The organism is Ralstonia sp. TCR112, from assembly GCF_007997035.1.
In the GTDB taxonomy this organism is placed as follows: Bacteria; Pseudomonadota; Gammaproteobacteria; order Burkholderiales; family Burkholderiaceae; genus Ralstonia; species Ralstonia edaphi.
The window spans coordinates 1-12,643 of the sequence record NZ_VOSS01000074.1 but is presented as its reverse complement, the minus strand read 5'-3'; the positions used below and the strand labels follow the sequence as shown (position 1 = coordinate 12,643).

Genomic DNA, 12,643 nt, shown 5'->3' with positions numbered 1-12,643 from the left:
ACATGGACGAACTGAAGGAAGCGACCAAGCGACGCGCATCGTTTGCGCAGACGATGAAGGCGGTGTTCTGGTCTTTCTTCGGTGTGCGCAAGGGCCGTGATCACGACCGTGACATGGCGCAGTTGAATCCCGTGCACGTGATCATTGCGGGCGTTCTGGCGGCGATCATGTTCATCGTTGTGCTGCTGTTGATCGTGAGAGCAGTTGTCGGTTAACGGTGGAGCAGGTTGAGGAGACGGCCAGGGCAGCATCGGCCGGGCAACATCGAGTGGATTCCTAAAAAAATAGAGCTGGAGAAAAAGAGATGAGTGCGAATCGAGCAAACGCTCCGTACTACTTCGTGCCCGGGCCGTCGCGGCATCCGATTTCGGCAAGCCTTGGCCTGCTGATCGTGCTGTTGAGCTCCGCGGCATGGGTGAATGCTCAGCCCTGGGCCCCGTGGACGTTCCTGGTCGGCCTGCTGTGGTTCCTCTTTGTGCTGCGTGCCTGGTTCGCCGACGCCATCTCCGAATCCGAGACCGGCAAGTACGGCGACCGCGTGGATGCCTCGTTCCGCTGGTCGATGAGCTGGTTCATCTTCTCGGAAGTGATGTTCTTTGCGGCGTTCTTCGGTGCTCTGTTCTATGCTCGCACGATCGCCATGCCGTGGCTCGGCGATCTGAACAACAAGCTGCTGTGGCCCGACTTCAACGCGATGTGGCCGAACGCCGGGCCCGCCGGCACGGTAACGCCGTTCACGACGATGGGCCCGTGGCCGATCCCGACGATCAATACGGCGCTGCTGCTGACCTCCGGTGTAACGCTCACGTGGGCACACCATGCGCTGCGTGAAGGCAAGCGTGCCCAGGTCATCCAGGGCTTGCTGCTGACGATTCTCCTGGGCTTCACGTTCATGGGCTTCCAGGCGTTCGAATACATTCACGCCTATCACGAACTGAACCTGAAGCTGACCTCGGGCATCTACGGTTCAACGTTCTTCCTGCTGACGGGCTTCCACGGCTTCCACGTGACGATGGGCGCGATCATGCTGTCGGTGGTGCTGGGGCGTGTGATCAAGGGCCACTTCACGCCGGAGCATCACTTCGCATTCGAAGGCGCTGCGTGGTACTGGCACTTTGTGGACGTGGTGTGGCTGGGCCTGTACGTGGTGGTGTACTGGCTGTAAGACAGCATCGGGTTGGGGCGGCGCAGCGTCGCTCCATGACCTGGCCAACGGCCGGCGAAGACAATGCCGCAGACGGGACACCGCTGCGGCGTTTTCGTTTTTCTGGCCTGACTGATTTCTTGGGCTATTGGCCGAAGCGGATGCCGGTACTGTGGATCCACCCAAGCCGGTTCGCAACGAGGATGAAGATGAATAGCGCGATCGAGAAACCGACGCGGAACATCAACGAGCGGACGGTGCGGTTGCTGTGGCCCTTGTCGCGCATCAGGAAGAACAGCGCGGAGGCAAGGCTGCCGAGGATCAGCAGAAACGCAATGGCAACGACGATGCGCATGGAGGGCTGCCGGTTGGGCAATGACGGGTTGGAAATGACTGCCGAGCATTATCGCACCGGGGCTGAGCGATGACCGTCCGCGTACCGATGCGGCAGTGGTTTGCGCCTGTGCCGATGTTGGCGGGCGTGGCGCTGATCGCGCTGACGTGCTCGCTCGGGCGTTGGCAGCTTTCGCGTGCGCACGAGCGCATCGAGCGCCAGGCCCGCATCGTGGCGCTGGAAAACGCGCCTCCCCAGCGCGTCACGGCGCAGCCCGTGGCGGCAGATTCCGTGATGTACCGGCCGGTGCTGCTGCGCGGAACTTTCGACGTGGCGCACACCGTGTTGCTGGAAAATCGCCCGCACGTCACAAATGGCGTGTCGCGCCCCGGCTTCGAGGTGCTCATCCCGCTGAGGCTGGAAGGCGCGGGCGGGCGCGCCGTGCTGGTCGACCGCGGCTGGTTGCCGCGCGATCCGGCCGACCGCACGCGCATCGCGCCGTACACCACGCCGGCGGGCGAAGTGCAGGTCGAAGGGATGGCCGTGCCGCATGCCAGCCGGGTCTTCAGTCTGGGCAGCAAGGACGGCGCGGATGAAGTCGGCCAGCGACTTAGGCAGAATATCGACCTCGACGCTTTCTCGCGCGAAATCGGCGTGCCGCTCCAACCGTTCGTGGTGCAGCAGCAATCCGACGCGCAGGACGGCCTGTTGCGCGATTGGCCGCGCGCAGACCTGGGCGCTGAGCGCAATTACGGCTACGCATTCCAATGGTTTGCGATGGCGGCGGCGGTGCTTGGGCTGATGGTCTTCTACAGCGTGCGGCGTTATCGCCGCTTGGCGGGCACTTCCGAGCCCGCCTGAACACGAACTCGCGTTGCGGCTTAGTGCCGCAGCGGAATGTATTAGGAATCACATGGTGAATCAGGGATCCGCACCCGGCGCGCCGGGCACACTCGGGGCGTCCGAAGACCCGCGCATCGACGCGCGCACTCGCCGCGGCCGCTTGATGATGCTGTTCCTGCTGCTGGTGTGTGCCTCTCCGGTGATCGCGTCGTACCTTGCGTATTACGTCTTCACCCCAGCCGGCGGCAAGGCGGCGTACGGCGCGCTTATCGATCCGCAGCGGCCTATTCCGGCCAGCCTGATGGTCCAGGACGAGCACGGCGCTGAAGTGCCGCTGGCCAGCCTCAAGGGCAAATGGCTGATGGTGTCCGTGGACGGCAGCGCCTGCGACGACAACTGCGCGCGCAAGCTGTTCACCATGCGCCAGCTGCGCATCGGCCAGGGTCCGGACCGCGACCGCATCGTCCCCGTCTGGCTGGTGACCGACCGCGGTGAAATCGACCCGCGCCTCATCAAGGCCTACAACGACGATTACGGTGCGGTGCGGTTCCTGCGCGCGCCCGAGCTGCCGAAGAACTGGCTGGCCGACGGCAAGACGCCGCCGACCGATCACCTCTTCCTGGTCGATCCGCTTGGCAACCTGATGATGCAGTTCCCGAAAGATCCGGACCCGAAAAAGGTGCGCGGAGACATGACGCGGCTCTTGAAGTATTCGCGCATCGGATAAACCATGCTGCTGCAACTTGCTTCCATCGGCATCCTGATCGCGCTGATCCCGCTGTGCTACGTGCTCGTCAAGGGGGATCGCAACAAGTACCGCAAGCTGGTGTGGATCACCGCTTTCCTCACGCTGGACCTGATCATGTTCGGCAGCTTCACGCGGCTGACGGATTCGGGCCTCGGTTGCCCGGATTGGCCGGGCTGCTATGGCACGTCCAACCCGTTCCACGCACGTGACGACATCCATGCCGCACAGGCCGCCATGCCGAGTGGCCCCGTCACATGGATGAAAGCGTGGATCGAGATGACGCACCGCTACTTCGCGCTCGCGCTGGGCGTGCTGATCATCACGCTGGTGGTACTGGCGTGGGTGAAGCGCAAGGAGCTGAAGCAGTCTCCGTGGTATGCGACGGCCGTGCTGGCGCTGGTGTGTGTGCAGGGCGCGTTTGGCGCGTGGACCGTCACGCTCAAGCTGCAGCCGGCCATCGTGGTGACGCACTTGCTGCTCGGCATGTCGTTGCTGGCCGCGCTGATCTGGCTCGGCTGCAAGAACGACGTGCCGCGTGTGGTGGATGAGCGTGGCGCGTCGTTGCGCATGGCGGCGGCCATCGGGCTCGTGCTGCTCGTTGTGCAGATTGCGCTGGGCGGCTGGGTCAGCACGAACTACGCTGTGCTCGCCTGTACCGATTTTCCGCTGTGCAACGGCCAGTGGGTTCCGCCGATGGACTTTGCACACGGCTTCACGTTCTGGCGCCAACTTGGCAAGACTGCCGGCGGCGATTTCATCTCGCACGATGCGCTGGTCGCCATCCACTGGACGCACCGCGTGTTTGCGGTCGTCGTGCTGAGCTATCTGGCATGGCTTGGCGTGCGTGCACGTCGCATCGACGGCATTGGCCGTGTCGCGACGGTGCTGCTCGTCGTGCTGGCCGTGCAATTGGCGACTGGCCTTTCGAACATCGTGCTGGGGTGGCCGTTGCTGGCCGCCGTGGCGCACAACGGCGGCGCGGCCGTGCTGCTGTTGCTGATGGTGCGTCTGCATTACCTGATCGGGCTCGCACAAGCGCGGGCGCCGATGCCTGTGGCGGCTGCCGTCGTCTGAACGCTGTCTGACCGTTTTTTATGAATACCGTGGCAACCCCAACAACTTCCACTCAACTTCCTGGCTGGCGAACGACCGCATCGCAGTATGCGGCGCTGACCAAGCCGCGCGTCACGCAGCTTGCCGTGTTCTGCGCCGTGATCGGCATGTTCCTGGCCACGCCGGGCATGGTGCCGTGGCCGGTGCTGATCGGCGGCGCGGTCGGCATCTGGCTGTTTGCCGGCGCTGCCTTCGCCATCAACTGCCTGGTCGAGCGCAAGATCGACGCGATGATGCGCCGCACGGCCTGGCGCCCCTCCGCCAGCGGCGAGCTGGGCACGCGGCAGATCCTGGTGTTCTCGGTGGTGCTGGGCGGTGCAGGCATGTGGACGCTGCATGTGTTCGCCAACGACCTGACGATGTGGCTGACGTTCGCCACCTTCATCGGTTACGCGATCATCTACACGCTGCTGCTCAAGCCGGCCACACCGCAGAACATCGTGATCGGCGGTCTCTCGGGGGCGATGCCGCCGGCGCTGGGCTGGGCGGCTGTCGCCAACAGCGTGCCGGCCGAAGCTTGGATTCTGGTGCTGATCATCTTTACCTGGACACCGCCGCACTTCTGGGCGCTCGCGCTATATCGCCGCGCCGACTATGCAAAGTCCGGCCTGCCGATGCTGCCGATCACGCACGGCGAGAAATACACGCTGCTGCACATCCTGCTGTACACGCTGATCATGATCGCCGCGACCATCCTGCCGTTCGTCTACGGCATGAGCGGCTATATCTACTTGGTCACCGCTTTGGTGCTGGGCTTCGGCTTTCTCTCGTATGCGTGGCGCATGTACCGGAAATACTCCGACGCGCTGGCGCAGAAGACTTTCCGCTACTCGATCATCTATCTGTCGATCCTGTTTGCCGCGCTGCTGGTCGACCACTACTTCAAGTTCGGCCCGGCGCTTACGCAAAGCGCGGCGCTGTGACGCACAGGGGCGCCAGCAGGCATGTGCCGTTGGCGTTACGCTAGGCGGTCTGCTTTCAACACGATGACCATGCTCTCTTTCCGACACTTCCGCGCCGCGCTGTTCGCCATGCTGGCCGTCGCCGTGCTGGCGCTCACAGCGTGCAGCGACAAGCCCGCCTTCAAGAACCTCGACATCACCGGATCCAAGAGCTTCGGCACCGATTTCTCGCTGACCGACCACACCGGCAAGCGCCGCACGCTCGAAGATTTCCGCGGCAAGGTCGTTGTCATGTTCTTCGGCTACACGCATTGCCCCGATGTCTGCCCGACCACGCTGGCTGAGCTGCGCGCCGTGATGGATACCCTCGGCAAAGACGCCGACCGCGTCCAGGTCCTGTTCGTCACCGTCGACCCGGAGCGCGATACGCAAGACCTGCTGGCCAAGTACGTGCCCGCGTTCGATCCGCGCTTCATCGGCCTGCGTCCGGCCAACGAGACGGAGCTGAAGAAGGTCGCGTCCGACTTCAAGGTGTTCTACAGCAAGGTGCCGGGCAGCTCCCCCGACAACTACACCATGGATCACACCGCCGGCAGCTACATGTTTGATCCGAAGGGCAGCCTGCGCCTGTTCATCAAGCACGGCCAGGGCCCGGAGCCGATCGCGCACGACATCAAGCAACTGCTGGCCGACTGATCTGCCGCCACCGCCCAAAGAAAAAGCCCGCCGATCTGGCGGGCTTTTCATTGCGAGGCGGTCAGCTTAGGCGAAGGCTTGCAGCGCACCCTTCATCTTCTTCATCGCGGCCGATTCGATCTGGCGGATGCGCTCGGCCGACACGCCAAACTCGTCAGCCAGCTCGTGCAGCGTCGAGCCGCCCGATCCGTCGTCGTTCACGTTCAGCCAGCGGGCTTCGATGATGCGGCGGCTGCGATCGTCGAGCTTGGCGAGGGCGGCTTCGATGCCTTCGCTTTGCATGCGGTCGTTGCTGCGCGCCTCGATCACGCGGGTCGGCTCATTGTGCGTATCGGCCAGGTAGGCGATCGGGGCGAACGACTCCTCGCCGTCGTCCATCTGGCCTTCCAGCGCAATGTCGCCGCCGGACAGGCGCGTTTCCATCTCGCGCACTTCCGTGCCCTTGACGTTGAGTTCGGCGGCCACGGCGTCGATTTCGTCCGACGTGAAGGTCGCCTGCGCATCCTGCTTGTGGCTGCGCAGGTTGAAGAACAGCTTGCGCTGGGCCTTGGTGGTGGCCACCTTCACCATGCGCCAGTTCTTCAGGATGTACTCATGCATCTCGGCCTTGATCCAGTGCATCGCGTACGAGACGAGACGCACGCCCTGATCCGGGTCGAAGCGCTTGACGGCCTTCATCAGGCCGATGTTGCCTTCCTGGATCAGGTCGGCGTGCGGCAGGCCGTAGCCAAGGTAACCGCGCGCAATCGACACGACCAGGCGCAGGTGCGAGAGCACCAGACGGCGGGCGGCATCGAGATTGCCGTTGTCGCGGTATTCGCGGGCCAGACGCTGTTCTTCCTCGGCCGACAGCATCGGCACACGATTGACGCTCTGGATGTAGGCGTCGATGTTGCCCAGGTTGCCGGGGAACGCCAGCGCCCATCCATTACCGGCGTTGCCGGACGGCTGGGTGGCGATTGCGGAAACGGTATTCACGGGGATGACTGCGTTCACTCAGGACTCCTGTCGAAATCCAGTGGAGGTTTGGAAAGGCATCTTAGCACTCCAACCGGATGACTGCTAATAGGACATTTTTGTCCGGTTAATAGTTCCCGTAAATCAGGGTCCTGTGCTCAATAGTGTGGTGTTTGCGCCGCAGCAAAAAGGGCGCCACACCCAGTCATAGACCGCGGCCGAAGGTATCGGTTCTGCCCTATGCCGCCGTATTTCGGCCGCGCGACTTGGCCCAGTAAAGTGCGCGATCAGCTTCGCGCAAGGCGGCGTCAGGGTCACGCACATCGGGGCCGGGGCACGCCACGCCAACGCTCGTGGTGACGTGCAGCACCGTGCCATCCGGCAGGTGGATCGGCGGACGGATTACCCCGACGATCTTCTGCGCGGTGTGCAGCGCATCATCCGGGGCGTCGATGGGGTCGAGCAGGATGATGAATTCGTCACCTGCGAGGCGGGCGACGGTGTCGGTGCGGCGCACTGCACGTTGCAGGCGCTGGGCGACCTCCACCAGCACCGTATCGCCGGCGGCGTGGCCGTAGGTGTCGTTGATGTGCTTGAAGTGATCGATGTCCAGGTACAGCACGCCCAGCGGGGCCGGCAGGCGCTGACGGCGCGCCAGGGCGCCGCGCAGGCGCTCGTAGAGGTCGTAGCGGTTGGGCAGGCCGGTGAGGGCGTCAAAGCGCGCCATGCGCGACAGCTCCATCTCGCTGCGCTTGGCTTCGGTCACGTCCTGCACGAAGGCGTAAAAACCGCAGCGGCCGTCATGCGCTTCTCCGGCATCGGGGACGAGCTGCCCGCGGAAATGTCGCGTGCGGCTGCGGGGGCCGTTGGCGTGCGGCTTTTCGTACCAGGGCGCGGTGATCTCGAATTCGACGGATTCCCCTCGCTGGGCGCGCACCAGGTACGGCGCCAGCAAGGCGTACGTGCCCGGTGTGAACACCCGTTCCGGCGTCTGGCCGCAGACGTCCTCGGGCGTACGCTGGAGCCAGCGGGCATGCGTGACGTTGCAGAAGGTGAAGACGCCGTCGGGGTTGATGTGCGACACCAGCAGCGGCGCGTTGTCGAGCACGAGCTTGAGTGCCCGTTCACTGCGCGCCAGGGCCAGTTCGGCACTCGTGCGCGCCGTCAGATCCTGCAGCACCGAGAAATAGCCGCGCAGCGTGCCGCGATCATCGTAATCAGGATAGTAGTGGCCGCTCAGGTAGCGGGGCACGCCCGTGCGCATGGATTGGATCTCGAACTGCACCGGGTAACCTGCCAGCACTTCGGTCATGTAGGGCAGCAGCGTGCGGTAGTCCTCGGCGGTGTAGATGTCGCGTACGTGGCGGTCCAGCATCTCGTCTTCACTGCGGCCGAAGGCTTCGAGCAGGGTGCGGCTGGCAAAACGCACGATGCCGTCGGGGTCGACGTAGCTCAGTTGCGCGGGCACGTTGTCCGCCACGAGGCGCAGTTGCTCGCGGCTGGCGCGCAGGGCGTCCCGGCGGCGCTCGAGGCTCTCGTTGGCGGTGCGCAGCGCACGTTCCGACGCGGCAAGCCGGTTGGCAAACGGACGCACCGTCAGGCGGATGGCCAGCACGCTGCCGATCATCAGGCACAGCATGAAGCCCGCGAGCCGCTCGAATTGCACGCGCATCGGTGCGTACAGCTCGGCGCTGGCGATCTTGCTGATCAGCGCCAGACCCGTGTGACCGATCGGTGTGTAGGTAAACGACGTCGGCATGCCGTGGATGTCCTGCCACTGGCCGTAACCGGCCTCTCCCGCCAGCGCCAGGCGCGATGGCAGGGGGCGGTGGTCTACCGTAAGCGGCGGCAACTCGAACACGTACGCATCAAAGCGTTGCGGGAACGACATGGCGCGGCCGCGCGCATCAAAGCCCGAGATCGCCAGCGTTTCGGTCTTTCCGATGCCGCGTTGGTTGGTGTAGCGGCCTGTCATGTGGGCGAGCGGTTGTTCGGCGACCAGCCAGCCGATCTGCATGCCGTCTGCCATGACCGGCGTTTCGGTGCGCATGGCAAAACCGTGTACCCATTGCAGCGTGATGCGCTCGGGCGCGAGGCCGGCGTGCAGCACTATCGACAATTCGGGCTCAAGCGTCTGCGTCCCCAGGCTGACGATGCCCTCGCCCGCCAGCGTCCGCAGTTGCAGGTACGAGTAGCCTTGCTCGCGATACGCCTGCAGCGCGCTCTGGCTGCGCAGGCGCGCCGCGTTGTCGGCCGGATGGCGCAGCACCTCCTGGATGTGCGTGGCGGCGGCCACCAGGCGCGGGCTTTCCGCGCGCATGGCCAGCAACTGGTCGAACTCCTCAGCGTAGCTCGACAGGGCCCGTGCCCGCGTGGTGCCGAAAGTCAGGCTGGCACTGTCCACCTGGATGATGAATGCCGTGATGGTGGCGCCCAGGCCCGCCAGCACGACACAGCCGCCGCTGATCCAGACGATGGTGTCTTCTGGCGACAAGCGCAGGCGGAACAGGCCCGGGTGCCGAGCCATCGCAGCGCACACCACCCCCGTGACCAACAGCAGCGAGCAGAGGGCAGCGGCGTCCGAGGCGCGCCACCGCAGCCACGCCGGGTACAGATATTCCAGCGCCATGGCGCGGCCGAGCAAGTCACCCGCGCAGAGCAGCATCGCCAGGCCGAGGAGGCCCCAAAACCACCGGGCGCGGTGTGGCTTGCGCAACGTCGGCACAAGGCCAAGGGCGATCGCCGATGCGGCCATCGCCAGCGCGTGGCTCGGGTGCATGCCGCCAATCCATCCGGTGACCCATTGGCGGTCGAGCCAAGCGTGCACGTCAGGAAAGTCCAGCCCGATCGGCCATCCCGTAATCATCTCGGCCAGCCGCAGCGTGGACAGCAACGCCACCGCGCCGCTCAGCCCGCGCGCAGCGGGATCTGCCCAGCGCGCGCCCGGCCGTACCGTGCCGATGAGCAGCGCTCCCAGGGCAGCGCCCAGCAGCGCCAGGTTGATCCCCGTGGCGAACACGATCAGCAGGCGGTCCGTGCCCAGCCTCACCGCCCATGGCCAATGCTGCAGCCAGCCGACCATCACGGTCAGCCCAACAAGGACGAGGAGAAAGCCGATGCCGCCGGCAATGGCGACAAGCGGCCGGCGTGGAACCATGCAGGTGACGCGTAAGCGGGGCGGTTTCAGGGCGGATGTCTTCTAACCGGAAGATCGGCGGAAAACCGCGCCGCTTGAGCGTTTCCATCCAAATCGGTGGGGCGAATTGCCATGTCTGCAATGTCGAGCGATCAACGCGCCCCTGAAAGCGATGCGTGACGCACGTAGGGGCATCTCCCGAGCCGTCACGCAAGTTGGCTACACTGCCCGGACATCGCTGAAACCGTTACAGGAGCCGCCCATGACCATCGTCGTCAGCAAGGACACCGAAGGCCTTTTCCGTCACAAGGTCACCTTCCCCGAAGGCGTGACCTATACCGACGTGCCCAAGCCCGCCGGCGAGGGCAGCGCGCCTGACCCGCACGCCTACTTCGACGCGGCCCTGGCCAGCTGCAAGGCGCTGACCGTCTCGCTCTATGCGCGTCAGCGCAAGTACCCGCTCGACGCGATCGACGTGGCCGTCGAGCACGACGGCACCCAGGAGCGCCAGGGCCGCTACAAACTGCGCACGGTGCTGACCCTGCACGGCGACCTGAGCGACGAGCAGCGGGCCGACCTGCTGCGCGTGGCCGGCAAATGCCCGGTTCACAAGCTGATGACCGAAGTCGAGATCAGCGTCGAGACCGAGCTTGCCGAGCGCGCCTGAGGAGCTTCCCGCCATGACTTCCATTCAGCACATCATTGGCCCGCACGTGCGGGACCTCGGCGGTTTCTCGGTCAAACGCGTGCTGCCCTCGGCCGCGCGCCAGACGGTGGGGCCGTTCATCTTCTTCGACCACATGGGCCCCGTGGATTTCGCGCCGGGCGAGGGCATCGACGTGCGCCCGCACCCGCACATCGGCCTGGCCACCGTCACGTACCTGTTTGACGGCAGCATGGTCCACCGCGACAGCCTCGGCAGCGTGCAGACGATCACGCCCGGCGACGTCAACTGGATGACGGCTGGCAACGGCATCGTCCACTCCGAGCGTTCGTCGCCGGAAGGGCGCGAAAAGGGCGCGCGCGTGCACGGCATCCAGACCTGGGTGGCGCTGCCGAAGGATCAGGAAAAGGTGGACGCCAGCTTCGCCCATCACGCCGCCGACACGCTGCCCAAGCTGGAATGCCCCGGCGTGCAGGGCGTTGTCATCGCGGGGGATGCGTTTGGGCTGACGTCGCCGGTAAAGGTGAGTTCGCGCACGCTGTATGTGGCGCTGGAACTGGCGGCCGGCGCCTCGCTGGTGATTCCGCCCGAGCATGCAGACCGCGGCCTGTATCTGGTCGAGGGTGCCGTCACCATCGACGGCGAGGCGCTCGACCCGCACCACCTTGCCGTGCTGGAGCCCGGCGGCGACGTGACGCTCACCGCGCAGGTGTCGTCACGCGTGATGCTGCTGGGCGGTGACCCGACCGACGGCCACCGCCACATCTACTGGAACTTCGTCGCCAGCGACAAGGCCGACATTGAAGACGCCAAGCAGCGCTGGGAGGCCGACGCCTTCGCCCACGTGCCCGGCGAAACGGAGCGCATTCCGCTGCCGTCCAAGTAAGACCTAAGACCGGGCGATCGCTCAGGCGGCCTGCGCCGGTCGTGCACAGCGCACGATCGCGCGGACCTGCTTGGCGATCGGCTCCGGCACCGGCTGCTTGCCGTCGAGCACCGCTTCAATCCAGCGCGCCGTCGCCGCCACGTCCGTTCCCGCAGGCAGCACAGGCGGTGCGTCGCTCGAACCTTCCACCGCTTCGATCACCGTTTCATGCGCGCCGTCGTGCAGCCACTCCACCGCGCTGCCGCGCCGCGCATCGGCCACCGCCTCGCCCTCGGTGCCGCGTGCCAGCAGCACATTGGCCGGGTGGCGCAGAAAGTAATCGGTGAGCGTGTCGCGGTATTCCGGATGCGTGTAGCTGACCAGCCGTAGCGCCTCGTGCGGCGCATGCCCGCCGATGGGCTGCAGCATCTTCACCACCGTGTGTGCGGAATTGCGCAGGCCGACGATCTCGCGCTTGTCCAGCAGCGACGTCAGTTCGGGCGAGAGCACGTCGATCGGCACGTAGGCCAGGCGATCGCGCTCCAGCTGCTCGCGGGCGTCGTCCATGTGTTCGCAGACCGGCCAGCCGAGCGCTTCGAACAATGCCGCCGTGGTGATGCGGCCGTCGAAGCGGCGGATGCCATGCACCAGCACCGGCACGCCTTCGTGCGCCAGCAGCTTGGCCAGCAGCGGCACGAGGTTCGGCTGGCGGCGGGCGCCGTTGTAGCTGGGGATGACGACCGGCAACGCATGCTCCGGCGTGTTCGGTGCGGGCAGCGGTCGGCAATGCGCGTGCGTGGCTTCCAGCATGCCGTCGAGTTCTTCCGGCGTCTCGCCCTTGATGCGATAGGCCATGAGGATAGCGCCGAGCTGCACGTCGGCGATGCGGCCTTCCAGCATGGCGGTGAAGAGCGCGCGGGCATCGTGCTTGACCAGAGCGCGGGCGCCGTCTGCGCCGCGGCCGATTTCCTTGATGAAGCGGGCGGCGGGGAAGGGGCCGTTGGCGAAGGCGTCTTCAGTGGCGGTGTCGGGGAGGATGGGGGGAGCTGGCATCGGGAAGCTGGGCGGGTTTTTGTGTGGGTTTGATCATAGCGCTGGGGTTTGCGCTGGCGCTAGCGTGGGGCGTGGGATGTTCTTTGTTGGTGGTGCATCTCTTGTTTCATCCCCTGCCGGGGCTGAGTCACTTTCTTTGTCTTGCCAAAGAAAGTAACCAAAGAAAGGCGCGCCCGAGATGGCGAAAG

General features: G+C 65.3%; 13 protein-coding genes. 9 read left to right on the top strand and 4 right to left on the bottom strand.

Annotated features, from left to right (window positions below; translation table 11 throughout):
• Positions 1-2: 2 nt before the first annotated feature.
• Complete coding sequence (locus FUT88_RS16890) at positions 3-215, top strand: DUF2970 domain-containing protein (RefSeq protein ID WP_147216832.1); 213 nt, start codon at positions 3-5, stop codon at positions 213-215.
• An 89-nt stretch (positions 216-304) separates the two neighbouring features.
• Positions 305-1,165 (top strand): cytochrome c oxidase subunit 3, encoded by an 861-nt coding sequence (locus FUT88_RS16885; protein WP_147216830.1) that lies wholly within the window; start codon positions 305-307, stop codon positions 1,163-1,165.
• Positions 1,166-1,289: 124 nt separating this feature from the next.
• On the opposite strand, the gene FUT88_RS16880 is transcribed toward FUT88_RS16885, so the two are convergent.
• Positions 1,290-1,499 (bottom strand): twin transmembrane helix small protein, encoded by a 210-nt coding sequence (locus FUT88_RS16880; RefSeq protein WP_024976747.1) that lies wholly within the window; start codon positions 1,497-1,499, stop codon positions 1,290-1,292.
• 69 nt (positions 1,500-1,568) lie between these two features.
• Here FUT88_RS16880 and FUT88_RS16875 point away from each other — a divergent pair, with 69 nt between their 5' ends.
• From FUT88_RS16875 to FUT88_RS16855, 5 genes are all read left to right on the top strand, one after another.
• On the top strand, positions 1,569-2,339 hold the full coding sequence (locus FUT88_RS16875) for an SURF1 family protein (RefSeq protein ID WP_147216828.1): 771 nt from the start codon (positions 1,569-1,571) through the stop codon (positions 2,337-2,339).
• Positions 2,340-2,391: 52 nt separating this feature from the next.
• Positions 2,392-3,048 carry an SCO family protein gene (locus tag FUT88_RS16870; protein WP_147216826.1) on the top strand — a complete coding sequence of 219 codons (657 nt, stop codon included), beginning with the start codon at positions 2,392-2,394 and terminating at the stop codon, positions 3,046-3,048.
• Positions 3,049-3,051: 3 nt separating this feature from the next.
• Entirely contained in the window at positions 3,052-4,143 is a 1,092-nt protein-coding gene (locus FUT88_RS16865) for a COX15/CtaA family protein (RefSeq protein WP_147216824.1), read from the top strand.
• A gap of 20 nt (positions 4,144-4,163) precedes the next feature.
• Positions 4,164-5,105: a heme o synthase gene (gene cyoE / locus FUT88_RS16860; protein WP_147216822.1), complete on the top strand. Its 942-nt coding sequence runs from the start codon at positions 4,164-4,166 to the stop codon at positions 5,103-5,105.
• Between the two features lie 69 nt (positions 5,106-5,174).
• Positions 5,175-5,780, top strand: a complete 606-nt coding sequence (locus FUT88_RS16855) for an SCO family protein (protein ID WP_147216820.1) — start codon at positions 5,175-5,177, stop codon at positions 5,778-5,780.
• 66 nt (positions 5,781-5,846) lie between these two features.
• Here the strand turns inward: FUT88_RS16855 and rpoH are convergent, their stop codons facing one another.
• Both rpoH and FUT88_RS16845 read right to left on the bottom strand, forming a co-directional pair.
• Positions 5,847-6,740, bottom strand: a complete 894-nt coding sequence (gene rpoH / locus FUT88_RS16850; protein WP_410003889.1) for an RNA polymerase sigma factor RpoH — start codon at positions 6,738-6,740, stop codon at positions 5,847-5,849.
• 235 nt (positions 6,741-6,975) lie between these two features.
• Entirely contained in the window at positions 6,976-9,894 is a 2,919-nt protein-coding gene (locus FUT88_RS16845; RefSeq protein WP_147216816.1) for a sensor domain-containing diguanylate cyclase, read from the bottom strand.
• A 241-nt stretch (positions 9,895-10,135) separates the two neighbouring features.
• Here FUT88_RS16845 and FUT88_RS16840 point away from each other — a divergent pair, with 241 nt between their 5' ends.
• Positions 10,136-10,540 carry an OsmC family protein gene (locus tag FUT88_RS16840; protein WP_147216814.1) on the top strand — a complete coding sequence of 135 codons (405 nt, stop codon included), beginning with the start codon at positions 10,136-10,138 and terminating at the stop codon, positions 10,538-10,540.
• Between the two features lie 13 nt (positions 10,541-10,553).
• Entirely contained in the window at positions 10,554-11,423 is an 870-nt protein-coding gene (locus FUT88_RS16835; protein ID WP_102064433.1) for a pirin family protein, read from the top strand.
• A 21-nt stretch (positions 11,424-11,444) separates the two neighbouring features.
• On the opposite strand, the gene ybiB is transcribed toward FUT88_RS16835, so the two are convergent.
• Positions 11,445-12,455, bottom strand: coding sequence for a DNA-binding protein YbiB (ybiB, locus tag FUT88_RS16830; RefSeq protein ID WP_147216812.1), 1,011 nt, complete (start codon positions 12,453-12,455; stop codon positions 11,445-11,447).
• Between the last annotated feature and the right edge of the window lie 188 nt (positions 12,456-12,643).

Excerpts from the sequence above, each read along its gene's own strand:
- FUT88_RS16885 (WP_147216830.1), top strand. The coding sequence starts at position 305 with ATGAGTGCGAATCGAGCAAACGCTCCGTACTACTTCGTGCCCGGGCCG.
- ybiB (WP_147216812.1), bottom strand. The coding sequence starts at position 12,455 with ATGCCAGCTCCCCCCATCCTCCCCGACACCGCCACTGAAGACGCCTTC.
- FUT88_RS16875 (WP_147216828.1), top strand. The coding sequence starts at position 1,569 with ATGACCGTCCGCGTACCGATGCGGCAGTGGTTTGCGCCTGTGCCGATG.
- FUT88_RS16880 (WP_024976747.1), bottom strand. The coding sequence starts at position 1,499 with ATGCGCATCGTCGTTGCCATTGCGTTTCTGCTGATCCTCGGCAGCCTT.
- FUT88_RS16865 (WP_147216824.1), top strand. The coding sequence starts at position 3,052 with ATGCTGCTGCAACTTGCTTCCATCGGCATCCTGATCGCGCTGATCCCG.
- FUT88_RS16840 (WP_147216814.1), top strand. The coding sequence starts at position 10,136 with ATGACCATCGTCGTCAGCAAGGACACCGAAGGCCTTTTCCGTCACAAG.
- FUT88_RS16845 (WP_147216816.1), bottom strand. The coding sequence starts at position 9,894 with ATGGTTCCACGCCGGCCGCTTGTCGCCATTGCCGGCGGCATCGGCTTT.
- FUT88_RS16890 (WP_147216832.1), top strand. The coding sequence starts at position 3 with ATGGACGAACTGAAGGAAGCGACCAAGCGACGCGCATCGTTTGCGCAG.
- FUT88_RS16835 (WP_102064433.1), top strand. The coding sequence starts at position 10,554 with ATGACTTCCATTCAGCACATCATTGGCCCGCACGTGCGGGACCTCGGC.
- FUT88_RS16870 (WP_147216826.1), top strand. The coding sequence starts at position 2,392 with ATGGTGAATCAGGGATCCGCACCCGGCGCGCCGGGCACACTCGGGGCG.
- cyoE (WP_147216822.1), top strand. The coding sequence starts at position 4,164 with ATGAATACCGTGGCAACCCCAACAACTTCCACTCAACTTCCTGGCTGG.
- FUT88_RS16855 (WP_147216820.1), top strand. The coding sequence starts at position 5,175 with ATGCTCTCTTTCCGACACTTCCGCGCCGCGCTGTTCGCCATGCTGGCC.